The following is a 24,713-nucleotide window of genomic DNA, read 5'->3' on the forward strand; positions in this document are numbered from 1 at the left end:
TCATCCATGCCGCTGATTACGGCTGATATACATAAAAACAGGATTTCTTCCAACGGGTAAAGATGATGCCCTTTGTTCGTTCTGCGCGGGTCTTTCATGCTGGAAAAATAAGGACAAAAAACTTGGTGGGCTCGATATTCGGGATTTGAAAAGGCCATTTTTTTGACCTGAATCACTTATATCCTAAATATACACCTTTTTTCCTATTTCAAAAAGTTAAAAGCGATTTCCCTGGCATTATGAAATTTATCAGCGATGCACCCGCAGAAAGGCAGGCCTTTTTGACCACACTGCATGAGGCAATCATAGCTAACGACCCAACAATTACCCCTGTCATCAAGCTGATGATGGGCAAAGAAATGATTTTATACGAGGAACGCGGCGTTATGAAATACGGGCTGGCCAGTGCAAAGGCTTACATGTCGTTACACTGCCTGCCCATGTACATGAACCCCGCGCTGTACCAGCAATTTGAAAAGCTGCTGCCGGATGCTAAATTCCAGAAGGGTTGCATCAATTTTAAAGATGAATCCGAAATGCCTGCCGCAGCCCTGGCCACACTGATCGCTGCATGTTCGGGTATAAGTATAGCAGATATGCTGGAAAAACGGAAAAGAAAATAGCCGGCCAATGAACTGTACTCGTCCCAAATTTGGGGGCTTGTTCGGGGCAGTTGCTTACGTTTTATCTGCCGCACCCATAAATGATTATAAACATGATCAATTAAAAGTGGGATTATTTCTCCAAAGAGACCTGATCAAAGCTAATGGTAGTAGGCGTTGCCATTGAGCCGGAAGAAACAGCCAGGCCTGCTAATAACGATTTTTTTATTTGGCCAGTTACTGAACCTATTTTTATCCAGTTTTTTCCATCAACTGAAGAGTAACCTGAGAATACATCGCCCTTTCGCTGTAAACGGAGCCAATAATATCCCGTGAGGCGACTGAAAGTAACTACAGGCTCCGCAAGCGATTGGCTTGATGTAACCGTTTTTGTTCCATTTCTTGCTAACTCCCGGAAAAGGAGACTGGTGTGCCAGCTTGGCGCCTCCGCCTGACCCGATGGCTCAGGTTTTACCACTAAAGCTATCTGCGGCGCATTAACCGTTAATCCTTCGCGGATAACCAGGCCAAAATTGGTAAACTGTGAACTAACCTGGGGAACGTACCGGCATGTGATGGCCCCATCGCCGTTTAAGGCCGTATAAATAAATTTAAACTGATTATTTAAGCTGTCAATACCCATTCCGCCTGCTGTTATGGTAAATTGCCGTCCATCAAAAACCGCGGCGCTTTTTTGTTCTCTGTTATCTCCAACATCTGCCTGTTCCCAATTTGCACGGAACCCCGTTGTAATGCTAACCGGATAAGCATCTGCGCCCCCGCCCCATTTATTAGCCGCAGAAACTATATAGTAATAGGTTTTCCCTTTTAATACTTTACTATCCTGGTATAACGGATTAGTGATATGGCTGGCTATAACAAAATAAGGTCCATTTCTGTTCCCTGCTCTTTTAACAGTATAATAATCCGCGCCCACAGAAGATACCCAGGTTACAGTATTGCCGTTTAACGAGGTTTTAGCTACCAGACCTGCCGGCGCTGCCGGAATGGTATTGACATCATATTTCCCGTTTACCGATGCCGTTCTGGAGTAGAGCAGCGTTCCAAAACCCACATGGTCGGCACCTGGTAGCCCCTGCTGTTCCGGCCTCATCTTTTCGGCCGCCTGCCGGGTATAGGGCGCCGCTAAACCCATACGATTTACGTAATGATTATAGATCTGTTCGTACACCGCCCGCAGCTTCCCCCTGCCTTCTGATGATAGCTGCTGATGCAAGTATTTACCTGTTCTGTCCATTGCGGGTACGTAAGGCACATCCTGCCCAAGGTTATATCTGGCGGTATATTCAAATCCCTTTAGTAAACGGTTATCTGCATAAGCATATAAATTTAATCCCTGGTGCCACGCCATTTCCGCACAATCGCCTAAATGGGCTATGCCCAGTTGTGTATGACTTTGATCCCGGCCGCTTTCCTGGCATTGACCCGCGTCGTTAATAATATAATTAACCAGGCTTCCATCGCCTGGGCCGTCAATATAATAGTGTAAAACCCGTTCAAATATGGGGCGGTCATTGCAAAAAACACCTATTGCCATCATTGTTTTCATGGCTGCCGCATCCCAATTACCGTTGGCAAACGGAGCAAAATCTTTGATAGCCGGGTATATCACTTCATGAAAATGATTCTCTGTTTTTTCGATATCCGCTGCAGACCAACCCGAATGGGTATAGCGGAGTATCTCGGCAGCATTCACCATTTTAAATGGGCCAAGCCCGGCCATTAATACAGCATCGCGCCCGGTAATTGATTTTAATGTTGATGACCAGGAATTAACAATTGCTATAGCTTTATCGGCATAAGGTTGTTGACCGGTAAGCGCCCACATCAATGCATTTTGATAAGCAGCATTAGCATCTGCATCATAAACACCCTGCCCAATAGTCGGATTCCGGCCTACCATTTCCATAGGCCCCTGCATACGATAGGTATTTTGTGATTGCGGATAAGCCTGAAGAACCAGGAACCCGCTGTATATCGGTTCCTGCTTTTCTTTTATTGCTGTTTTCATCCGCTCTATATCCTGCGTGTTTTGCAATAATCCGGGATGTGTAAACGACTGCGCCCTTGCAAAATTAACCAGGCACAATAATAAAAAGCAGCGCAGAAGTAAACATATTCCTTTTATATAATTCATGATTTATTTATGGTATTGTAATTTATAAGATGTTCATTTTACATGACTGTAATAGCTAAAAACTTTTTGCCTTGTGCTTCGCGATATACCAACAAGGTTCATCGCCTGGTTACATAAAAAGTTTGTTCAACCGGTTCCGCAGATTGATACAAAGGTTCTGTTACGCTCCCCCATTGATAAGCTACTACTTTAATCTTTACGGGGTACTTACTTTTAATAGGGATAGGTGTAAATTTAATGGCGCTATTTTCCACATATGCCGGTCCCGAAATAATATAATAATCCACAGGTAATACCGAATCTGACCTGGCATGTAAAGCAAGTTCTTTGGTACCATATTTAACATCTTGTATTTTTTGAAATGTTATTTTCTGGGGTTTACCAGTTGTTAATTTAGCAGGGATGGTCATCTTGCCAGGTTGTACCGCATGCCGATATTCGTCATCGCCTGCATTTTCTTCCTGTATCCAAAGATCACCTCCCATACCCGACCGGTCAAATTGTAATCTGAATGAAGAGGGGCCTGTTTGTATTGCCGGGCCAGTGATTACCCTAAAGCTAATGGGGCCTGCCGCATGCCCCAATTTTTGGCCACCACCAATAAGCTCCGGGGGCATTTTTGATAAAAAACCGCCTTTTAGCTGGAATGAAACACCGCCTTGTTCTGGTTCAAACTTCAAGGCCGCAAAACCCAATTTAGCAACCGGCAATAACTGACCATCCTGTATAAAAGTAAGCATTTGCCTTTTGCGCCTTACACGGTCGCCTTCAAACCTCATGGCCGCTGTCGCCGTTTCCTGATCAAAAAACCAATATCCATTAGCGCTATTACCCTCAAATGATTTATAAGGGGCAGGTAAAAACTCATCCTTTTCCATCCCGCCTGTACCTGTTAACCATCCCGATGATCTTTCAATCGGTTTTAAGGCCGACTGTCTTTGTTCGGGCAAACGGTACAGGCATGCTTTACGGATATACAATGCGATAAATCTTGCCAGGTGTGCTGACCAATCGAAATGCCCTCCGCCGGGATCTACAATTACACTAACCAGGTTACGGGCATCACGGGCACGCAAAGCTAATGCGGTTTGTTTTACCACCGGCCAGTAAAAGTCACGGTCACCAGGTTGGGTGGCTGGGTCGGGCACACGGTATTGCGGCCACTCGGTAGTTTCGCCCACGATGTAACAAAGCGGAATGTTTTTAAAATTCAGGGAATCAGGTAATGGAATAGTTTTTACGGGGATGCATGCTATAGTTCGTTCGGGCAAGGCATTTGCAAAGGTCCAGGCAAAATGCCCGTTAGCCGAGTGGCCCATGGGGATAACCGGGGCCGTTTTTAATTCCTGATAACCCGATTCCAGTGCCAGATCACCCATCATTTGCTGAAATACTTTTTCCATTCCGGGTTTCATATCAGCAGTTAAAGATTGATCTCCCCTTTGTGCAGGCCCAATCCAAATGATACCCAAACCTATCTCAGCAGCCGTGCGCCGGATGAACGGATCCTCCAGCCAGTTACGTTCCAGCAAATTAGCCAGGGATACAATTACACCTTTAACATGTTTACAATTTGGTGGTATCCATAAATAAGCATTCCGGGTGCTAACCTTTACACTATACTGATATACGTGATCTTCGGGTTTATCCTGAGCTTTACAATTACTAACCAGAACCAGAACAGTCAGCAACAAAACAATGATCTTACGAGCCATGGAGTTTAATACTTTAAAATATTGATTTATAAACTCATTACTGATTGTATTATGGTGTCACCCTGAACCAGTCAAAATCGGCATAACCTCCCATGCGTACATCAGGCTTGCTGATACAGAATAAGCCCATCTTTGCTCCTATCCATTTATCGGGTTGCGCATAAAACGGCTGTCCAATATCCTTAAAATTGATCCCATCCTCACTATAACTAAAACTACACCGGGCATCGGGCGAACTCATATGCACCCGTAAGTAAACTGCAGATTGGTTGATCCTTTCCTCAGCCAAAACCTCCTCCAAATTGCCATTTAATGCTCCCCTACAGATAACCTGGTTTACTTTAAATCCTTTTTCATCTTTAGAGACAGACAGGTACGAATAGTCATTTCCCATAATGAGCAAGCCTGCCTTCTTACCTTGCCATATCCCCCATTCCACTTTATAGTCTACTTTGGTGGTTGCAGTAAAATCAGGAGCCGGGAACTTTTGTAGCAGCAGGTTTGGAACAGGCCAAAGGTTAACCGCGTCCTGATCTGTTGGATAAGCAAACAACCGTAAATAACCCGAGCCGGGAATCAGTGCGCTCCATTGAATTTTGGGGTTGGCATGCCATTGCCATTGTAAACCGGGCTTATCAGCGTTAAACTCGTCATTTTCAGCAGGTGTTGCTATCGGATAACGTTTATCCACATCGGGCTTTTTGAAAACCGGTACCGGTTCTCCTTTTCCATCACCATCATCATCTTTTCCAATCACTGGCCAGTTGTTTACCCATTTAACAGGCTCCAGGTGCAAAACTCTGCCATAAGGCCCTTTATCCTGAAAGTGAATAAACCAGGGCTCACCGGTTTGTGTCTCGACCAGCGCACCCTGGTGTGGACCATTTACCGTGGTTCCACCCTGGTTCATCACTACCTTAGCTTCATAGGGACCATATATATTTTTCGATCGCAAGGCAAGCTGCCAGCCGGTAGCTACGCCGCCGGCCGGCGCCATTATGTAATAATACCCGTTGCGCTTATAAAATTTAGGACCCTCTACAGTATGGTTATCATCGTGGCCATCATAAACATGCTTACCGTCATCGGTAACGCCCGTCCCTGCAGCATTTAACTGAAAAACGGTCAGCAAACTATTAACCCCGGCACGGCTGCCCGCCCAGGCCACTGCGAGATAGCCTTTGCCATCATCATCCCAAAAAGGACAAGGGTCAATAACGCCCTTGCCCGGCAAAATCAACAAAGGTTTACTCCAGGCGCCCGCCGGATTTTTGGCTTTAATCATATAAATACCATAGTCCGGGTCGGGATAATAAATGTAAAACTCGCCCTTATGAAAACGGATACTGGGCGCCCAAACGCCTTTGCCATGCTGGGGTTTATCATAAACAATTTCAGGGATTTGTTTTTTTAGTGCGTAATTGATCAGCCTCCAGTTAACCATGTCTTTGGAATGCAAAATGGGCAAACCGGGCATACAATTAAAACTGGATGCTACCAGGTAATAATCGTTTTTAACACGTATTACATCGGGATCTGAATAATCTGCATAAAGAACAGGGTTCTTATACGTACCGTTTCCCTGATCTGATACCCATGTTTTTGAAAAGGGATCTATTTGTGCTATCGCATTATGGGCAACCGATATAACGCTCAATAGGGCAACAAAAAAAACCACCATCTTATTGTTCATAGCTTTATAACAAATTAGCCAAATATAGTTCAAAAGTAGGGCAAAGGAAAGATTCGCAAGGGAGGAAAATAGGTCAAATAAGGGGGAGAAGAAATGAGACTGGCTTAGAAACTGAGCAATTTTTTTGATAATGCACCAAATCCTAAACCCGTAGGCTGATGGAGCTTATATCTTTTTCTTCAAGACGAATATCCACAGCCGCCTATGCCTGATAACATCGATTGATTCAAAGTATATTCTATATACCTTCTGATAATAAAGTGGACAAGTGCTTTGTAAGTGAATGACAAAATGCCTTCAGTAAATGCATGTTGCGTTTATTATAACAAATCGTATTCGTATAAAACAGTAAAAGCATCCTTCCACATAGAAAGATGCTTTTACTGTTTATAATGGTAATTACTTTAAAAAGAAATCCAATAAATCTTTTTGAACCTGCGGGGTATTTTCCTGCACTACCCAATGGCCTGAATCTTTAATTACCGACTCCTGCACATTTTCAGCTACCAATTTGGTATGCGTTGCCAGGAAGGGTGCGGCGAAATGATCAGAACCCATGGCCAGCACCGGCATAGTCAGCTTTGTTTTAGCAAACTCAATGTTATCCTTAGCATCCTGGTTAAAATAGCCAAACCAGTGGAAAGCACCTGTAGTTGCGCCGGGAACCGAATAAGCCCTGATAAACTCTGCTTTCTCGGCTTTTGTAAAGGCATCCTTTTGAAAACCCACAACCGGCCAAAAATCTGTAAAGAATAAACCAACTTTGCCCGAAACCAATTCGCCGGCGTGTGGCTGTGCAAAAAAGCCAAACCACCAGGCTTGCGCTTTTACCTGGCTCCATACCGGTTCAATGCCTGGCAATAAAGCATCCATTAAGGCCAGCTTTTTAACATCGGCAGGAAATTGTGCTGCATAAGCATAAGCTACCATCAAACCTATATCATGCCCGGCCAGGTTGATATGTTGGTAACCTAATTTTTTCATCAGTTCGTGCATATCAACTGCCATGTTCTTTTTGTCGTACCCGCCGGCTGTTTTGCCTGATTCGCCAACACCGCGCATATCGGGTGCTATAACGGTGAAGTGTTTGGATAGCTCGGGCAGTAACCTGTTCCACATGTACCAGTTTTGACCAAAGCCGTGTACCAATAATAAAGGTTCGCCCCTGCCGCCTATTACATAGTGTATTTTAACGCCGTTAACCGTAGCATACTGGTGTTTAAAATTAGACGGTGGGTTGGCAGGTATAATAGCCGCTGATACGCTGCAGGCTACCACGGTAAATACCAGGACCAGCACCAAGTGCTTAATTGTTGTTATTGCTTTCATGATTTCTATCGTTTTTTAGTTGTTATGTATATTTATTTTTTTTTGTTATCGCTGATGTCTTTATAAGCATTGGGCAGGTTAAAATTGTAGTGGAGCCAATTAAACAGCACGTAGCCTTTATCGTATTCCTTCATTTTTACAGCATCTTTGGTTTGTTCAAGGGTGAGTCCTTTATCAACAGCGGCTTCTACCTCTTTCTTCAGTTCTTCCACATAATCAATAGTGTATTTGATGCCGGCTTTATTGGTAATGCGGCCATGCCCCGGTATTACAATGGCATCGTCGGGTAAAAAATCATATACCTTTTTCAGGTTGGCGGCAGGCTCTAAAAAGAAGCCGTCAAACAGCCAGGGAATTGCGGGGCTTTCGGCAATGAATGGGTTGCCCGCCCAAAATACCTTTTGATTAGGCATCCACACAAACAGATCGGCGGGCGATTGGGCGGTGCCTACATTTAGCAGTTCGACTATTTTACCCTTGCCCATATCCACCTTAAGGTTGCTGTTTTTAGGTATCACAATATCAGCCGGGCGAAACACGGTGTTTTCAATACCCCTGTCGGCACCAAATAAGGTCACCATAAATTGCTTTATACCATTGTAGTTTTTTGCCAGGTTTTCTTTCGCATATTCGTTTTGGATGATAAGAGTTGATGCCGGCAGCAGGTAGTTGCCAAAACAATGATCGCCATGATCGCTGGTATTAACCGCTAAAATAACAGGCTTATCGGTTACAGACCGGATCAGCTGTATTTCCTGGTCATACAAACGTTTGGTAAGCATTACTTCTATCAGCAATACTCCTTTTTCGCCCACAATAAAACCGCCCGTGGTGGCCTGGGGTATGCCTTTTGTGGTTTCTGTTTCGGCTGTGGTTGGGATAATAGCATAGATGTCGTTGTTAATTTTATGCAGCCCAAGGGTTACTTTATTGGCATCCCAAATAGGTATTGTTGGCGGCATTTGAGCGAATGCACCACCATGCAGGCAGGTTAGCGTTAGGCAAATGGCCAATAATTTTAAGATAAGTGTTTTCATTTTATTGTTTTTTTTAAGGATATATGCAGGGTTATTGATGTTTTATTTTTGATAACCGCCAAAGTATTTTACCGGCGACCAGGCGGGGATTACTTCTGGAATGGCTGGGTTTTGAGCCGCGTATTTACCGGCTGCATAAACAACTTTTCCGTTCACCACGGTCATTAAGGCGGTGATGTTTTTAACTTTTTCTGCGGATGCAGCAAAATAATCGTCGGATAGGATAACCATATCGGCATACATGCCTTTAACCAGTTTGCCCTTCACATTTTGCTCGCCCGAGCACCAGGCGCTGCCCGATGTATATAATTGTAGCGCGGTGAATTTATCCAACACCTGGTCTTGTGGCCAAAACTGCATACCACCAATGGTTTTACCGGTTAGCAGCCAATGCAGGGCCATCCAGGGGTTATAGGTAGATATCCGCGGCGCATCGGTGCCCATACCCACCGGGATACCCATTGCCAACATCTTTTTTATGGGAGGCAATTGTGTTTTGGGCTGCCCGTACATTTTGGTATAAAGTTCGCCCTGGAAATACATCCGGAATTGAACTGCCACCCCGCCACCAAGGGCTTTTACACGGGCCAATTCAGGGTCGGTAATAGTTTCGGCATGGTCAAAAAACCAGCGGAGGCCGTTAAAAGGGGTTTCTTTATTTACCTTTTCAAACACGTTAAGCATCCGGTCTATCGATTCGCCATAAGTAGCATGCAAACGGAAGGGCCAGCGATTTTTAACCAGCAGGCGTATAACAGGCTCCAGGTCGGTTTCCATATCCGGCGATAGTACAATACGCGGCTCCAGGAAATTCTCAAAATCGGCTCCCGTAGCTATCAGGTTTTCGCCGGCGCCTTCCATTGCGTAACCATTTGCCATCAGGATATGGTCATTTTTATTAGGGTGAGTCTGGGCTATCCATTTTTCATAATCGGCAAACTCTTTTCCCTTTTGCTGGGCAAATAAGTAATACGAGGTACGTACCGTTAACTTCCCGGCTTTGGCCAGCGCGAGCGAAGCCTGGTAATCGGCATCATAATTTTGGGAGCCGCCTGCAGCGTCAACCACGCTGGTGATACCAAAACTGTTTATCTCGCGATAAAAGTGTTCCGAACTATTGATCCTTTCATCGGGTGTTAAAGTACCTGTTAGGGCAAGCGTGCGGTAAATGGCCATGGGCGTTTCTTTGGCATACAAAAGGCCGGTAGGTTTACCATCTTTGTCCAGTTCTACCACGCTACCGGGGTAGCTGGTATTTTTATCATAACCAAGCACCTCTATACCTTTTTTATTCAGGAAAGCCTTACCGTACAGGTAGGTTATAAATACGGGCTTATCGGGCACGGCGGCGTTAATCTCGTCAATAGTAGGCTGTCGTTTTTCGGCAAACTGAAATTCATTCCAGCCACCTACTACTTTTACCCATGCTCCCGGCGGGGTCCTGGCGGCTTGTTCTTTTAACATTTCCATGGCCCGTTTCAGGGTTTTTACACCATCCCAGCGTAGTTCCATGTTAAAGTTTAGCCCCTCCCTAATGGCATGCATATGGCTATCGTTTAAGCCGGGAATAACCGTTTTGCCGCCTGCATTAACCAATTGGGTTTTGGCACCTTTGTAGGATTTAAAAATGGCTTGCGTGCCCCCAGTGGCCATAATAAGGCCGTTTTGCATGGCAATAGCCTGCTTAAATTCGCCGGGGGCGGCCATGGTGGCAACCTTGCCGTTGTAGATGATCAGATCGGCTTTTTGCTGTTGAGCTGATGCCGCGCTAACGGTTACTATCAGCAGCAGCGGAAACAGCCTTGTTAAAATTGAATTTAAATTTTTCATAGGTATGTAGGGTTAGATGTTTTGTAGCCATTTTAAAATAAAATCGGCATGCTGCTGCCAGCCCGGTTGGCCAAGTACAAAGTGATTACGGCCAGGAAATTCTTTGTAAGCCGTAACCGATGCGCTATCACTGTATTTTTTGTAATTGCTGTAGTTAAGCGATGCAGGGATAAAGTGGTCCGAACTACCGGATAGAAATAACAAAGGGGCATGCGGACGGGCAAAATCAACCTTAGCTGCGCTTGTGGTAGCATCACGCACCACCAGTTTCGATTCTGGCACCAGTAGTTTGTAGTAAGCCTCTTTTTGCTCTTCGTAGGGCATGCCGTTGGTAAAGGCATACTGCCATTCCGGAAACGACATGAGGTAGGTTTTAGCGGCATCGGTAAAGAAACCCAATGCCCCCCAGCCCGCTTTGTAAAAGGAAAGCTTAAAGGTAAAGACGCCCTGCGGCTGTAATGAATGGATGGCAATGCCCGCCACAGCCAGGTCTTTTTGCAACAATAACTGGGTTATCAGGCCGCCCATAGAGTGGCCTATCAGTATCGGTTTTTCTGGAAGGGATTGAACGATGCCTGCGTAGTAATCGGTTAACCCGGCCAAACGCAGACCAGCTACTTCGGCATCCGGATGCCTTTGACGCAAGGTACAGGCAGGTGCATCCTTATGTGGCCAGGCCGGTGCTAAGGTATTGTATCCCTGTTGCTCAAAATAGGTTTTCCACTCGTTCCAGCAATCGCTGCTTACAAACGCGCCGGTAATAAAAACAATGGTTTTAGGATTTGTCGTTTTCATATTGTGTAGTGTTCATATTCTTTTATGTCGATATGAACCACAATTGACAACTGGCACGCCATCAATACAAACACCTAAAAATCAGTTAGTTAAAATTTTATCAAAATAAATAATTGCTTTATATCGTAATCCGGTGACGTTTAGCAACGACATAAGGTAAGCCGGACGGTATTTTTTAGCACAACGATATATCGTTGCCACCATATTGGGCAACGATATGTAAAGGCTCTGCATCGCTACAAGAGGCTGTTTTTATAGCTAAATGAACGTAAAACGGCCTATTATCATTAAAACCCGCACCATAACATGCCTTGGCGTGCTTTATGTAATGGCGTTCCCTGCATGAGGACAACTTTAGCTACACTCCTATTCTTTATTTTGCACACAGCAACTTACGGGCAAACCAGTAACACGGCAGCCGATTCTATCCGCCTGGATATATTACTAAAAACCAGTCGGGCCGATTCCATTCGTAAGGATTATCTTTCTGCGTTAAAGCATTTAAACCAATATCTAAGCCTCAAAGATTCGGTGCTTGAAGTTACCAAACAGCGCCAGGTAGCCCAGCTTCAGCAACAATATCAAACGAAAAAAAAAGACCACGAGATAAAGCTGAAGGAAAACAACATCAGCCTGCTCATCAGCCAAAGCCAGTTGATGACCAACAACCTGCGGCAGGCTAAATCTATCCGTAATATTATCATCGCGGTAGCTATGGTAGCGGCGCTGTTACTCACACTCACCTATTTTCAATACCGGGTAAAAATGCGGACAAACCTGCGGCTGCAACTTCAGCAAAAAGCCATTAGCCAAAAAAATGAACTGCTACAACAAACCGCGGGGCAAAAAGATACTTTGCTTGATGAAAAGGAACTACTGATAAAAGAAATTCATCACCGGGTGAAAAACAACCTGCAGGTGGTGATCAGCCTGCTAAACACCCAATCTGCCTATTTGAATGATCCACAGGCATCGGCCGCCATCCGCCAAAGCCAGCACCGCATGCAATCCATATCACTCATCCATCAAAAACTGTATCAATCTGAAAGCCGCGCACTCATCAACATACAGGATTACACCCGCGAACTGGTGCAATATCTACAACAAAATTTCGAGACCGGTAGCCGCATCACTTTTAAACAGCATATAGCCGATATTGAACTGGATGTGCTGCGGGCCGTACCTGTTGGACTGATATTGAACGAGGCGATAACCAACGCTATAAAATACGCCTTCCCTGCCGATAAGCATGGCTGTATAACCATTGAATTAAGTGGCGATGATAACGGCGACCTAAAACTTACAGTAACGGACGATGGAATAGGCCTGCCGCCCGAATTTGACATCGACCTGTGCAAATCATTAGGCATTAATTTAATAAAGGGTATGTGTAAGCAGATAAGCGGGCAACTGGCCATCCAGGGCAAAAAAGGCCTCATGATAGCTATCGGATTCCCGATGGAACCTGTTTTCGCCGCCGGTACGCCGAATGACGAAATATCGCCATTTGACACGTTAACACAAATCACAGATCGTGATAAAACCAACTCAAAAATCTAATAATCAGAACTATAAAATACAGGCACGTCAATTGCAGTTTAAAACCCGCGTAAGAAAAGAATATGATTTGTTGCAGAAGAATGTATGTGTATGTTAGGGTTTTAGTATTAGCCTTTTTTTTTATGACCTGCGGTTTTGGTGTTATTGCACAACCGCAAAACTTAACATCGTTAAAAAGCAGCCTGCAAAAAAGCAAGGCAGATACCGGCAGGGTAACCGTTTTGCTGCAAATTTGTGCTTACTATAATAGCATAGCCAAGCCCCTGCCGGCAGACCTTAATAGCGCCCTTGCTCATGGCGGCGCTGCCGAAAAGTTAAGCACCTCTCTTAATTACCCCAAAGGCCTTGGGAATACCTATATGGCTTTTGCTAAAACCTACCAGTTAAAAAAAGATAGCGCGGCATGTAACGGCTATGTTCGTAAAGCTATCGCGATATTTTTAAAAAACAACCTGTATCGTGAAGCGGCCGAAGCATACTTAAAAATGGAGGAATATTACCAGGCCTTTGGCGGTACAGATTTAAATGTACGTATAGCTTATTATGAACAGGCACTACCCTTTTTCCAACAATCGCCTGCAAAGGACAGGCAGGAAGCTACACTAAAGGTTTTGGGCGATTTTTACCAGGTACAAGGGAATTTTTCAAAAGCACTGCAGTATTTGCTACAGGCGCTTAAGCTTATCCGGTATACAAATACCATAGACAAAGAAAGTTTATATGATTTACTGGGCAGTGTTTACTCCATGACCGGAAACCTAAATAATGCCCTGACCTATGGCTTATTAGCGATTAAAATGACAGAGCAAGGCAAGGACACCACTATGCAGGCTTGCGCGGTGTATAACCGGGTAGGGATCACCTATTACCATATGTTACAATTTGAACGTGCTAAACTATATTTTGAACAATCGCTCGCAATTGCGGTAAAAAACCGCGATGTATCAACCCAGCTAAACCAATATGTGAACATTGCCCAGGTGCTCACTTCGCAATACCGGTTCAACGATTGCATAACACTGTTGCAAAAAGTAATCAGCAAATATCCCGCCGATGAGATATCCCGTCATATTGGTATAGATCTTATCCTGTTAAGGTGCTTTACAAAACTGAAAATGTTTAAAGAAGCTTTGGCATATAGCCTGCGGGTAGAGGCGGCCAGCAAAAATATGGGTCAATATGACGGCTATCAGCTCACGGTTCAAATTGTTTTAACCGCTTATTACACAACAACTATGCAAATAGTACCGGCACGTAAACATTTAAACATTTTTAAAAAATCAGCAACCAAACAGCACAATCCTATAGCGATGTCTGTGGCTTACGATCATGAGGCCCGGCTTGATTCGGTCGAAAATAATTTTGCCGCCGCATATAAAAACTATAGGATAGCCGGCAAAATAAAGGATTCGGTGTGGAACGAAAATCAAAGCCGACAAACAGCCCAGCTCCAAATCCAGTTTGAAACCGAAAAAAAAGACCAGGAACTAACAGCCAGGGAGGCACGCATCAGGCTGTTGAATAACCAGGCCAGGCTGCAAAAAATAAATCTTGACCAGGAAAAAACCACGCAAAAACTCATCATTGGCGGGGCCGTGTTATTAGCTATATTATTAGCGATAAGTTACTCGGGGTATCGCTCAAAACAACGGGTGAACCAGCAGTTACAAACACAGCGGCTGGAGATAGAACAAAAGAACGCTTCATTGCAGCTTCTGATCAGCGAAAAAGATAACCTGTTGCAGGAAAAGGAGTGGCTGATGAAAGAGATCCATCACCGGGTTAAGAACAACCTGCAGATAGTAATCAGCCTGTTAAGCACCCAATCCAGCTACCTGCAAAACGATATCGCCTATAATGCTATCCGCGAAAGCCAGCACCGGATGCAATCCATCTCATTGATACACCAGAAACTTTACCAATCAGATAACCTGGCGCTGGTAGATGTACATGCCTACATCAGCGATTTGGTTGACTACCTGCGCGACAGCTTTGATACCGGTACACGCATTGAATTTGAAATGGATATTGCATCGGCCGAATTGGATGTGACCCGTGCGGTACCCCTTGGGCTGATACTGAACGAAGCCATTACCAATGCCATTAAATACGCCTTTCCTAATAACCGTAGCGGTAAAATCACCATCAGTTTAGCTGTGGAGAACCAAAATTGCTTTGCGCTTAAAATCCACGATGACGGTGTGGGCTTCCCGGTTACCGTAGACATATCCAAAAGTAAATCATTGGGCATGAGCTTAATGCGGGGGCTTAGCAAACAATTAGGTGGCAGCCTTAAGGTTGAGAACGGGCAGGGAATAACTATTGAAGTTGATTTTGTTAACGAAACACTTTTAAAAGTGGTTTAACCAATTTGTTATGAGTAAAAAAATACTGATTGTAGAAGACGAGTTTATTGTAGCCAATGACCTTTCCATTATACTGGAAAACGCCGGTTACGATGTTTGCGGTATTGCCGATTCTGTAGAAGAAGCAAGAGCGATGGTGGCCAAATATCAGCCACAGCTGGTTTTACTTGATATTCATTTAAAAGGGCGGCTAACCGGGATAGACCTTGCCCTTGAATTAAGCGAAGAAAACATTGCCTTTGTTTACCTATCGGCAAACTCCAACCAGAAAATATTGGAAGAGGCCAAAGCCACCAACCCTTACGGCTTTATGGTGAAGCCCTTTAGGGAAAAGGATGTACTGGTGAGCCTGGAAATAGCCCAATACCTGCATGAGCAAAATATGGCGGCACGTAAAAATAACGAGATGCTGCTACAGGGAACATTGATGGATATTATTGGCGATACCTTAGCCTGGGACCAAAAGCTTTTTAAAATAGCTAAACAGTTGCAGCCGCATATCCCCTTTGATTACCTGGCCATAGGCCTCAAAAACCTGGATAGCCTGCCTTACAACGGGCGCGCTTTTTTGCGCCTTGGCTTCAACGAATACCAGGTTATAGGCTTTGATGAGCTGCTTACCATGACTGGCCTAAAAAAACAGGAACTGTTACGTATGCAGGAGCCAACTGCAGACGACTATCAATCGGCCATTTATAACGAGGCCGATTTTATAGCTATCTGCCGTCAAAACACTGAAAAGAACATGGCCGCACGCGCCTTTAAAATGACCGCCAACTTATCCGTATTTATCCCTGTGGCCGGGCATACCGGGTATACTATTTCCTTTTACAGCCGTAAAGCCGATGCTTACCATAGTCGGCACCTGGCTTTAACTAAAAGGCTTCAAAAAGTTCTGGCACTTGCCATTGAGGGCATTTTAAATACCGCGTCGCCATCTGCAGCAATAGCGAAAGAACAGCCTGTTAGCTTACCGGGCAAACAATCAAAGCAGTCCGAAAAGCCGGGTTTTGATGGTATTATTGGCAGCAGCCATTTGTTGCTTACCGCTTTAGACCACCTAACCCTGGTAGCACCGATGGAAACATCGGTGCTAATATTAGGCGAAAGTGGTACGGGTAAGGAGCGTTTTGCCAAATCTATTCATGGTTTGTCGGCCCGTAAAAACAAGCCGATGGTGGTGGTTAATTGCGCGGCGTTGCCCACCCACCTCATCGAATCGGAATTATTCGGACACGAAAAAGGCGCGTTTACAGGTGCCACCGATAGAAGGATAGGCAAATTTGAACAGGCAAACGGAGGCACCATTTTCCTGGACGAGATTGGCGAATTGCCTCTTGAATCTCAATCGAAACTATTGAGGGTTTTGCAGGAAAAGGAAGTTGAGCGCCTGGGTGGCCGCGAAACTTTAAAGGTTGATGTAAGGGTTATTGCCGCCACCAACTGCAACCTGGAAAAAGAAGTTGCCGCAGGAAAGTTTAGGTTAGACCTGTACTACAGGCTGAACATCTTCCCAATTCTTTTACCATCACTGCGCGAGCGGAAGGAAGACCTGCCCGAACTGGCCGCCTTTTTTGTAAAAAAATATGGCGAGCGTGCCGGTAAACCGGGGATGTCATTATCAGCCCAGGCATTGAATGATCTTGCTGCCTACCATTGGCCTGGCAACGTGCGCGAACTGGAGCACCTGATAGAGCGAAGCGTATTGCTTAACCGCGGCATGGTGATTGAACGAATTTCCATTGCAAACAAAGTTGGCGTTACCGAAAATGTTGCCGAACCAGCCAGGGTAAAATCAATCGATGATAATGAACGGGACTATATTTTATCGGTACTCAAAAAATGCCATGGTCGCATCTCGGGGCCAGGTGGCGCTGCTGAATTGCTTGATGTGCCATCAACCACACTCAATTCAAAAATGAAGCGTTTAGGTATCACCCGCAAACATGTATCCGACCTTTAATCGGGCCATTGCATGGCTTTGGCCAGGATGCCCGCCAATTCATGTATAAAAACAGTGCAGAACGTTAACGTTTGGCCGCCGGCAGCGCCGGCCGGTAATGTCGCGTACAGGCATTGGAATTTAGCCAACACAGCATGCCTGTCTGTAGCCTGCATGCCCAGCCAAATGGCATAAGCCAGCTTAATTTGCGGCAAGTTTGTTGCTTGGTTAACATTAACGGATAACAACGAAAAATCTGACCGGATGCTATATGCCACCAGGTATTCGTTTATTATTTCCCCTGTAAATATGCCCACCAAACATGCCTCCAGGTGGCACCGTAACACTGCCGACTCTTGTTTTTTAAATGATGGATTGTTTTTCATCGTGTTTAATTTATGCTTTTACAGGTTAGCGGTAATATGCCGTTGGTGATAAGCAGTCCCCGGCAACCTACTTGGGTATCAATGGTATGGATGTATTGATAGGTGCGCGTAAGCAAATCGTAACCGCAATCGATCAGGCTTATTCTTAAGTCCTGTACTGCAAAACTTTCGCCGTTTTGGATGCACTGGATCTTTTCTTTATTGACGGCCAGGAAATCATCGGTATAACCTTTTTGGTGAAGACTGATAACCCATTTGGTGAGGGTTCGGTTTAGTTTCTTTAGGGGCTGTTGTTTCATAACGAGGTTGGTTTTAAGGTAATGATATATAAATGACTCTACCCCGTTTTCAAACTTCGTTCCAATTGATTAAATACTTGATAACAAGCTACTTAAAAACATAAAACTATTAATAACTAACGCTATTTCGCAAATTTATTGAGCGGCAACGACATTTGGTGATTAGGCTTCTTACACGCCATAACAAGTTGATAGTATCAAGGCATAAAAACTTCGATTTCTGTCGTCGGTGAGCCTTTCTCTTTTTAACATGATAACAACGTTATATCGTAAAATGGCCGACCAATTTTCGAAATACAGCTAAGCGCATAAGGCAATTCAAATATCAAATTAATGATAATCAAATAGTTACACCAAAGGCATTGCTATTGATTAGTATTTGTTAAAATATTTAACACGCCCTACAATACCACACCTATGAAGAAGCTTGCTACCCTACTTGTCTTGTTTACCTCCTGCGCATGTTTGGCGCAGGAGGCCCCGTTTAAATCGCTTAGGTACGATGAAAATTATACCCCGTTGGCAAAAGATACATCCGGCAATTGGTACCATCAACTTAAGTTTAACCCCGTAACTAAAGATAAAGCCACTTATTTTAGTTTTGGCGGCGAGGTGCGTTACCAGTATTTCCGTTTTAAAAACCAGAACTGGGGCGAAGCACCTGCTGACAACAATGGTTTTATCCTTACCCGTTACCTTGGGCACGTTGATTTTCATGCAGGCAAGCACTTTAGGGCATTTGTGCAATTGCAAAGCAGCATGGCCAATGGCGAAGTGGAAACACCATCGCCGGTTGATCAAAACCTGCTTGACCTGCACCAGGCTTTTGTTGATTATGCCAACATCTTAAAAGGCGGCCAAAGCCTTACATTAAGGTTGGGCAGGCAGGAATTATCCTACGGCTCGCAACGTTTGGTTGCCGTGCGCGAAGCGCCTAACAACAGGCAGGCTTTTGATGCGGCAAAGCTGATGTATGGCAGTAAAAACCTGAAGCTTGACGTTTTTTATTCGAATTATGTACAGGCACGGCCAGATATTTTTGACGATGCCTTTAACAGCAACACGCGGTTTTGGGGAACCTATGCGGCCATTACCAAAGTACCTGTAATCCAAAACTTTGACCTTTATTATTTTGGCATACTTAAAAAAACAGCGGTATTTGATGATGGTAAAGGCCGCGAAAGCAGGCATTCTGTGGGCGCCCGGATATGGGCGAACACCCCCACCTGGCAATATGATATGGAGGGGCTTTACCAGTTTGGCAAATTTGCCGGCAGCGACATTTACGCCTGGACATTATCATCTAACATATCATATACCTTTAACAAGGTAAAGTTTGAGCCGCAAATAGGCTTAAAAGCCGAAGCCATTAGCGGCGATAAAAACTACGGCGATGGCAGGCTGAATACATTTAACCCTTTGTTTCCCAAAGGTGCTTATTTTGGATTAGCCGCCCTGATAGGGCCATATAACTTGCTGGACGCTCACCCTTACATTTCCCTTGCGCTTACCAAAAAGCTAACCCTATCCGAAGATTACGATATGTTTTGGCGATTGAACCGCAACGATGGTTTGTATGCTGTAAACGGCAAGCTCATTTATTCGGGCAAAGCAGGTACATCTAAACAAATAGGCCACCAATTGGGCACCGAACTTGCCTATACACCCAATAAATACCTTTACTTTAGGGAAGAAGTTACCTGGTTTAGCGCCGGCGATTACTTAAAGCAAGCCGGACCGGGCAAAAATATCCTGATGTTTGGCAGCACTGTTACCTTAAAATTTTAAACAAAAGGCATTTAATTTCTATGGACACCGAAAAGCTAATAAGAAATACCACCCTGCTGCTGTGCTTTATAGCCGGCTTTTGCGATACGCTTACTTTTGTTGCCGCGGGCGAATTGTTTTCGGCACATGTTACCGGCAATTTTATAGTTTTTGCTTATGACATTATCAAACACGCTAATGCGTATGGCTGGCAAAAACTGCTTACCTTCCCGGTATTTGTATTGGCGGTTATGCTGGGCGGCTGGCTGGCAAAACAGTGGGCAAACATGTACTTGCTGTTAATTATGGAAGGTATTTTATTATTTGTGAGCGGCCTGCTTGCGATAGGACTTACAGGTGGGCAGGAAACCGGCTGGCAGGCGCAGCTGATAGCCCTTATTATTGTGGTGGCCATGGCATTCCAGAATACCTTTGGCAAACTGTACAACAAAGCCACTTACGGCTTAACTACAGTTATGACCGGCAATGTAACCCAGGCTTCGCTCGATTTTATTAAATATTTTACCAGCCCGGCAGATGCCGCTACGTGGATAAGTTTTAAAAAACAAGCCACGTTAATAACCGGCTTTTTGCTGGGATGCCTGGCCGGCGCGTTGATGGCTAAACATTTTGGTTTAATTGCGGTATTGTTGCCTGCCGCATTAATGCTGGTATGGCTGGCCGCAAATAAAATGTTTGGGAAAAATATTGCATTGGGCGCCTAAGCACCAAAATCCTTACGGATACCCAGCTTTTTCATTTTGGAGTTGAGCGTAGTGGGCGGAATATTTAACAGGCTGGCGGCACCGCCTTCGCCCCATATTTTGCCATTGCACTTTTTAAGTGCGGCCAAAATATGGGCACGCTCGCCCTCGCTCATGGTAGTCACGATGGTTTCGGGAAGTGGGGCTGCCAGCGGTTGCTCCAATTGGGTGGGCAACGCCATATTGCTGATCATGTCATCGCGGGTGAGCAATACGTTACGCTCTACCAGGTTCTCCAACTCGCGGATGTTGCCGGGCCAATGGTAATGCTTCATGTTCTCCAGTACCTGCGGAGAGATGCCTCTGACTATTTTACCTGTTTTGCGGGCGTAAATATTTAAAAAGTGGTTGGCAAGATCGGCAATATCCTCCTTACGTTCTCTGAGGGGCGGCATCACTATCGGGAATACGTTGATGCGGTAAAACAGATCGAGCCGGAAACGGCCCTCGGCAACCTCCTTATCCAGGTTGCGGTTAGTCGCCGCAATAATACGTACGTCTGTTTTGATGGTTACCCGCCCTCCTATCCGCTCTATTTCCCGCTCCTGCAGCACGCGCAATAGCTTCGATTGCGACTCGATGGGAAGCTCGCCTATCTCATCTAAAAAGATGGTACCGGTGTGGGCTTGTTCAAACCTGCCAATTTTTCTTTCATACGCCCCTGTAAAAGCGCCTTTCTCATGACCAAAAAGTTCCGAGTCGATGAGCGAAATTGGCAATGCCGCGCAATTAATGCGTACAAAGGGCTTGTCTTTACGTAATGATAGCGAATGGATACGCTCGGCTATTTTTTCCTTTCCGGTACCACTTTCCCCCAAGATAAGTACGGAAGAATCGGAGCGGGAAACCTGCACCACATGATCAAAAACGGTTAACAATAAATGACTATTGCCGATAATTCCCTTAAACGGATTAGGCTCACCAATATCGGTAAACGATTGCTTCACCGTGTAGTTTGGTAAACTATGGGCCAGCGGGCTATTTGCGGCGCGTAGCATTTTTTCCATAAAGCTGGTTAGCAAGTGCAGCAAGCGGTTGCAGTGCGCTAAATGGTCGGCCTGGTAAGCGTCGGGCCGGCGGCTGTAAAAATTAAAGCAGCATATTTTTCCATCGGCCAAAGTAACAGGTAATGACAAATGCGACCGCAGGCTATAGGTATCGGCAAATAATTTTTTTAAGGATGGCTTACCCAGCAGCGCGTTCAACTCATTTTCATCATACCATGTAGCCATCTGGTCAACGGTATCATTGGCTTTTAGCCTGGCTAATTCATGTAGTTTACGGTTCGTAATCACCATCAGCTCAGGGCAGCCTATCAGTTGATATTCATCAAACCCGATTCTTGAAAAGCCTATTTCATAAAAGTTATCCTCTGCATCCTGCTTCATCCCAACAGATAAAAATTCAAACGGGATATATGGCTGTAGCGTTTTACCCATTTGCAACACCTTATGCTCCCAGCTCACTGTTGAGGCCAAAATCTCCGCGGCCTTTTTTTGCAGTACGGCGTTTTGTCGTAAACCGTCCTCCAACTGATTTTCATGACGGTAAACAGCAATATCCAAAGCTATCAATACATCCTTTTCCCGAAAGGGTTTTATCACGAAGCCATAGGGGTTAGTTACTTTAGCAGCCTCTAATACCTTTTGGTTTGAATTGGCAGAAATGTAGATAAAAGGGATATTCTTTTCGGCGAGGTGATGTGCAAGGTCTATCCCCGTTTGTTTTCCCTTTAGATAAATATCCAGGAGCACAAATTCGGGGTGATGTCCGTTAATCATTTCCAGCGCTTCGGCTGCACTATCGGCAATGCCGCAAACCGCATAACCGGCCGTTATAAGGATGTTGCTGAGTACATCGGCAATAATAAATTCGTCCTCAACAATAAGTATTCTTTTATTCATGCTGTGATATGAAACCGGTAGTTGTTGCTATAGCGCGGATGATAAGTCCGTTTGGGTATAAAGATATAAATACCCGTTCTGTAACATAAACAATTTTTAATCCTTTTTCCCCCTTGAGCAAAGTAAAGGGGCATCTAAAGTATGCATAGACTTAAGCAGCCTGCCCAATCAATCAAATAAAGTATAAAATTAATTGCGCACTGGGGTTAGTAAACCACCCCGGGCACTATTGCATCCGCAGCAACAACGACATTTAGTTGTTTGACAACGACATGTCGTAGTCAAACCGATCGGATATGCTGGTCGGGACAAAAATTAATTGTGATGGTAACCCCTGTACCTGTTTGTAGTTCAAACTTACCGCCCACCTGTTTGCTCAAGCCCTTCATCAGGTTGTAACCCATCGAATTCATTTTCTTTACGTCGAACCCGGCGGGGAGGCCGTGCCCGTTATCTGACACCCGGAGTATATAACAATTATCGGCAGTTTGTTTAAGCGCTATCCGGATGATGCCGTTTTGACTGGATGGAAACGCGTATTTAATGGCATTGGTTATCGCTTCATTAAGTATTAAGCCCAGTGGTACGGCTACATTTATTTCCAATTCTATATCTTCAATTTCCTTTTCGAATTGAATTCCTGTGCCTAAGTCGAAGCTTTCGCGCAAATAGCCTATCATTTCGCCTATGTACTCACCCATATTTACCAATGTAAGGTTATCTGATTGATAAAGTTTTTGATGAATAAGGGCGATAGAGTGCATCCTGTGTTCGCTGTTACGAATGGCCATTAAGGCCTCCTTGTTATTAACAAATGCTGATTGACGTTGCAGCAGCCCCATCACTATCTGCAGGTTATTTTTTACCCGGTGATGAATCTCCTTCATCAACCATTCCTTTTCTTCCAGTAAGCCGTCTTTTTCGGAGAGCAACTGGTTTAGTGAAGCATTTTTCTGTGCTATCTCTTCTGATCGTTTTTGATTGCTGAGCCTGCTTTTGTATAAAAGGGCCAAAACGGCCAAAAGCAATACTATGCCCACAAAAGTTAAATTCACCATATTATTGGCCTGCTTTACCCTGTCAAACTGTAATTGCCTGTCTTTTTTTAGCAACGCAATTGCTTTTTCCTTTTGGCCGGTTTCATATTTAATCTGTAATTCTTCAATCTGTTTACTTTTTGATTCGCTAAACAGCGAATCCTTTGCACGCTGGTAATTGCCATAATGATTTAAAGCTGATTGATATTTGCCGGTAGCCGAATCTATTTTAAAGCGCAAAAATTCGGCATTTTTGTAATTATCTAATGCTGCTATTGAGCCCATGAGCTGTACATACACCCGTGCTTTATCATACTGTTTCTGCCCCAGGTAAAAGTAGCCAATATCGTATAAGGCCATGTTAATTACTTCATCGTTGCGGCGTGTAAGGTCAAGTCCCATTGGTATTTCCAGGAAATATTTTTCGGCTTTGTCATACACCTTTAAAGCCTGGTAACAATAGGCTTTGTTTTGGGCCATGAAAGCCTTACCTACCGGCGTTTGCGGTGGATGGCGTGTTTCAAAAGATAAGGCCTCATTAAGCGCTTCATTAAATTTCCCCAGTTTTATTAGTCCCTTTATTATAAAACCACAGGTACGATAAATGTATTCTTCGGGTATAGCCTCGTTCTCGCGGACCGCAAGTGTTTTTTTATAGTATACGATACTTTTCGCCGTCTGGCCTAAAGCATCATAGGTTAATGCAAGTTCGCCGTAATAGTTATCGGCGTCAAGCGTATCCTTATAAGATTCCATGTTGTTTACACCTGCCAGACTATAGCTCAGGGCTTTATTTAAATCGCCCTTGTACCTGTAAATATTAGCCATAAGCAAGTATATCTTATCAAGATTTTCCTTCCTGTTTTTAAAATCGGCAATTGTAGACAAACAAAATTTTATAGCCTCGTCATCATTGTCTGTAGCAGACATTACAGCCGCCATTTTGCTCCTGATGTAAAGTTCATCGTCATGCAAGTTATACTTACGCTCAGCCGCCAAAGCCTGGCGGTAACAATGCATGGCCAGGGGATATAACACAACCCGGGTGGCCGCGTAGCCATATTTCGTCCAGCCAAGTACTACCTTTTTAAACTGGCGCACCTGGGTATAATACTGTAAAGCCTGCGCAACGTAAAAATGTGCGTTAACGGTATCTTTCAGAAACATGTAGGCGCGAGCTACACTCTCGATATTTTCATATTTGCGATCATATTGACGAGCGGCCTCACTCAGGTCAACAGCCCGCATCAACACTTTTATGGCGCTGTCTATATCCTCTTTTTTTTGAATTACCATATATTTGTCGATATAGTACATACCCAACTTTTGCAGCAAGGTTATCCGGGCTGTGTCTGCGGTTTCTTTTTCAATTGCATGCTTAAGTTCACGCCCATATGCCGGGTTTGTTGATTGGGCATACCCGCCGAAACCTGATAACGCGATAAGAAAAACAATCAGTAAATATTTTTTCATAAATAACCGGGACATCACAAGGTTGGCAAAACAGCTAATTTTGCTCACCCATGCAA

At 44.5% G+C, this 24,713-nt stretch carries 17 protein-coding genes; 6 read left to right on the plus strand and 11 right to left on the minus strand.

Features of this window, described 5'->3' with window-relative positions; translation table 11 throughout:
- Positions 1–239 precede the first annotated feature (239 nt).
- On the plus strand, positions 240–623 hold the full coding sequence (locus AC1DU2_RS26190; protein WP_477361992.1) for a DUF1801 domain-containing protein: 384 nt from the start codon (positions 240–242) through the stop codon (positions 621–623).
- 112 nt (positions 624–735) lie between these two features.
- Here the strand turns inward: AC1DU2_RS26190 and AC1DU2_RS26195 are convergent, their stop codons facing one another.
- The 7 genes from AC1DU2_RS26195 to AC1DU2_RS26225 all read right to left on the minus strand — a co-directional run bounded on the left by AC1DU2_RS26195 (position 736) and on the right by AC1DU2_RS26225 (position 11,159).
- The gene (locus tag AC1DU2_RS26195; protein WP_477388068.1) at positions 736–2,760 is read right to left on the minus strand and encodes an alginate lyase family protein; all 2,025 of its coding nucleotides are present in this window, start codon (positions 2,758–2,760) and stop codon (positions 736–738) included.
- A gap of 98 nt (positions 2,761–2,858) precedes the next feature.
- Positions 2,859–4,475 carry a hypothetical protein gene (locus AC1DU2_RS26200; RefSeq protein ID WP_477388070.1) on the minus strand — a complete coding sequence of 539 codons (1,617 nt, stop codon included), beginning with the start codon at positions 4,473–4,475 and terminating at the stop codon, positions 2,859–2,861.
- 49 nt (positions 4,476–4,524) lie between these two features.
- On the minus strand, positions 4,525–6,168 hold the full coding sequence (locus AC1DU2_RS26205; RefSeq protein ID WP_477388072.1) for a glycoside hydrolase family 43 protein: 1,644 nt from the start codon (positions 6,166–6,168) through the stop codon (positions 4,525–4,527).
- Between the two features lie 399 nt (positions 6,169–6,567).
- On the minus strand, positions 6,568–7,497 hold the full coding sequence (locus tag AC1DU2_RS26210; RefSeq protein WP_477388074.1) for an alpha/beta fold hydrolase: 930 nt from the start codon (positions 7,495–7,497) through the stop codon (positions 6,568–6,570).
- A gap of 32 nt (positions 7,498–7,529) precedes the next feature.
- Positions 7,530–8,534, minus strand: coding sequence for an MBL fold metallo-hydrolase (locus tag AC1DU2_RS26215; RefSeq protein WP_477388076.1), 1,005 nt, complete (start codon positions 8,532–8,534; stop codon positions 7,530–7,532).
- Between the two features lie 42 nt (positions 8,535–8,576).
- Positions 8,577–10,364: an amidohydrolase gene (locus AC1DU2_RS26220; RefSeq protein WP_477388078.1), complete on the minus strand. Its 1,788-nt coding sequence runs from the start codon at positions 10,362–10,364 to the stop codon at positions 8,577–8,579.
- Positions 10,365–10,376: 12 nt separating this feature from the next.
- Positions 10,377–11,159 (minus strand): alpha/beta hydrolase, encoded by a 783-nt coding sequence (locus AC1DU2_RS26225; RefSeq protein ID WP_477362006.1) that lies wholly within the window; start codon positions 11,157–11,159, stop codon positions 10,377–10,379.
- A 342-nt stretch (positions 11,160–11,501) separates the two neighbouring features.
- On the opposite strand from AC1DU2_RS26225, the gene AC1DU2_RS26230 reads away from it, so the two are divergent.
- The 3 genes from AC1DU2_RS26230 to AC1DU2_RS26240 all read left to right on the plus strand — a co-directional run bounded on the left by AC1DU2_RS26230 (position 11,502) and on the right by AC1DU2_RS26240 (position 17,048).
- Positions 11,502–12,719, plus strand: a complete 1,218-nt coding sequence (locus tag AC1DU2_RS26230; protein WP_477388080.1) for a sensor histidine kinase — start codon at positions 11,502–11,504, stop codon at positions 12,717–12,719.
- Positions 12,720–12,841: 122 nt separating this feature from the next.
- Complete coding sequence (locus AC1DU2_RS26235) at positions 12,842–15,085, plus strand: tetratricopeptide repeat-containing sensor histidine kinase (RefSeq protein WP_477388082.1); 2,244 nt, start codon at positions 12,842–12,844, stop codon at positions 15,083–15,085.
- A gap of 10 nt (positions 15,086–15,095) precedes the next feature.
- Positions 15,096–17,048: a sigma 54-interacting transcriptional regulator gene (locus AC1DU2_RS26240; protein WP_477388084.1), complete on the plus strand. Its 1,953-nt coding sequence runs from the start codon at positions 15,096–15,098 to the stop codon at positions 17,046–17,048.
- Here the strand turns inward: AC1DU2_RS26240 and AC1DU2_RS26245 are convergent.
- Both AC1DU2_RS26245 and AC1DU2_RS26250 read right to left on the minus strand, forming a co-directional pair.
- Positions 17,045–17,413: a hypothetical protein gene (locus tag AC1DU2_RS26245; protein WP_477362014.1), complete on the minus strand. Its 369-nt coding sequence runs from the start codon at positions 17,411–17,413 to the stop codon at positions 17,045–17,047. The genes AC1DU2_RS26240 and AC1DU2_RS26245 overlap by 4 nt on opposite strands.
- Before the next feature lie 5 nt (positions 17,414–17,418).
- Positions 17,419–17,712: a hypothetical protein gene (locus AC1DU2_RS26250; protein ID WP_477362016.1), complete on the minus strand. Its 294-nt coding sequence runs from the start codon at positions 17,710–17,712 to the stop codon at positions 17,419–17,421.
- 417 nt (positions 17,713–18,129) lie between these two features.
- Here AC1DU2_RS26250 and AC1DU2_RS26255 point away from each other — a divergent pair, with 417 nt between their 5' ends.
- Both AC1DU2_RS26255 and AC1DU2_RS26260 read left to right on the plus strand, forming a co-directional pair.
- On the plus strand, positions 18,130–19,500 hold the full coding sequence (locus AC1DU2_RS26255; RefSeq protein ID WP_477362018.1) for an alginate export family protein: 1,371 nt from the start codon (positions 18,130–18,132) through the stop codon (positions 19,498–19,500).
- 20 nt (positions 19,501–19,520) lie between these two features.
- On the plus strand, positions 19,521–20,204 hold the full coding sequence (locus tag AC1DU2_RS26260) for a YoaK family protein (protein ID WP_477388086.1): 684 nt from the start codon (positions 19,521–19,523) through the stop codon (positions 20,202–20,204).
- Here the strand turns inward: AC1DU2_RS26260 and AC1DU2_RS26265 are convergent.
- Positions 20,201–22,147 (minus strand): sigma 54-interacting transcriptional regulator, encoded by a 1,947-nt coding sequence (locus AC1DU2_RS26265; RefSeq protein WP_477362022.1) that lies wholly within the window; start codon positions 22,145–22,147, stop codon positions 20,201–20,203. The two genes, AC1DU2_RS26260 and AC1DU2_RS26265, sit on opposite strands and share 4 nt — an antisense overlap.
- 281 nt (positions 22,148–22,428) lie before the next feature.
- Positions 22,429–24,657, minus strand: a complete 2,229-nt coding sequence (locus tag AC1DU2_RS26270) for a tetratricopeptide repeat-containing sensor histidine kinase (RefSeq protein WP_477388088.1) — start codon at positions 24,655–24,657, stop codon at positions 22,429–22,431.
- Positions 24,658–24,713: the final 56 nt, after the last annotated feature.

Source organism: Mucilaginibacter sp. P4_C11, assembly GCF_056402115.1.

Coding starts and splice junctions, on each gene's coding strand:
- AC1DU2_RS26190 (WP_477361992.1), top strand. CDS start 240: ATGAAATTTATCAGCGATGCACCCGCAGAAAGGCAGGCCTTTTTGACC.
- AC1DU2_RS26195 (WP_477388068.1), bottom strand. CDS start 2,760: ATGAATTATATAAAAGGAATATGTTTACTTCTGCGCTGCTTTTTATTA.
- AC1DU2_RS26200 (WP_477388070.1), bottom strand. CDS start 4,475: ATGGCTCGTAAGATCATTGTTTTGTTGCTGACTGTTCTGGTTCTGGTT.
- AC1DU2_RS26205 (WP_477388072.1), bottom strand. CDS start 6,168: ATGAACAATAAGATGGTGGTTTTTTTTGTTGCCCTATTGAGCGTTATA.
- AC1DU2_RS26210 (WP_477388074.1), bottom strand. CDS start 7,497: ATGAAAGCAATAACAACAATTAAGCACTTGGTGCTGGTCCTGGTATTT.
- AC1DU2_RS26215 (WP_477388076.1), bottom strand. CDS start 8,534: ATGAAAACACTTATCTTAAAATTATTGGCCATTTGCCTAACGCTAACC.
- AC1DU2_RS26220 (WP_477388078.1), bottom strand. CDS start 10,364: ATGAAAAATTTAAATTCAATTTTAACAAGGCTGTTTCCGCTGCTGCTG.
- AC1DU2_RS26225 (WP_477362006.1), bottom strand. CDS start 11,159: ATGAAAACGACAAATCCTAAAACCATTGTTTTTATTACCGGCGCGTTT.
- AC1DU2_RS26230 (WP_477388080.1), top strand. CDS start 11,502: ATGAGGACAACTTTAGCTACACTCCTATTCTTTATTTTGCACACAGCA.
- AC1DU2_RS26235 (WP_477388082.1), top strand. CDS start 12,842: ATGACCTGCGGTTTTGGTGTTATTGCACAACCGCAAAACTTAACATCG.
- AC1DU2_RS26240 (WP_477388084.1), top strand. CDS start 15,096: ATGAGTAAAAAAATACTGATTGTAGAAGACGAGTTTATTGTAGCCAAT.
- AC1DU2_RS26245 (WP_477362014.1), bottom strand. CDS start 17,413: ATGAAAAACAATCCATCATTTAAAAAACAAGAGTCGGCAGTGTTACGG.
- AC1DU2_RS26250 (WP_477362016.1), bottom strand. CDS start 17,712: ATGAAACAACAGCCCCTAAAGAAACTAAACCGAACCCTCACCAAATGG.
- AC1DU2_RS26255 (WP_477362018.1), top strand. CDS start 18,130: ATGAAGAAGCTTGCTACCCTACTTGTCTTGTTTACCTCCTGCGCATGT.
- AC1DU2_RS26260 (WP_477388086.1), top strand. CDS start 19,521: ATGGACACCGAAAAGCTAATAAGAAATACCACCCTGCTGCTGTGCTTT.
- AC1DU2_RS26265 (WP_477362022.1), bottom strand. CDS start 22,147: ATGAATAAAAGAATACTTATTGTTGAGGACGAATTTATTATTGCCGAT.
- AC1DU2_RS26270 (WP_477388088.1), bottom strand. CDS start 24,657: ATGAAAAAATATTTACTGATTGTTTTTCTTATCGCGTTATCAGGTTTC.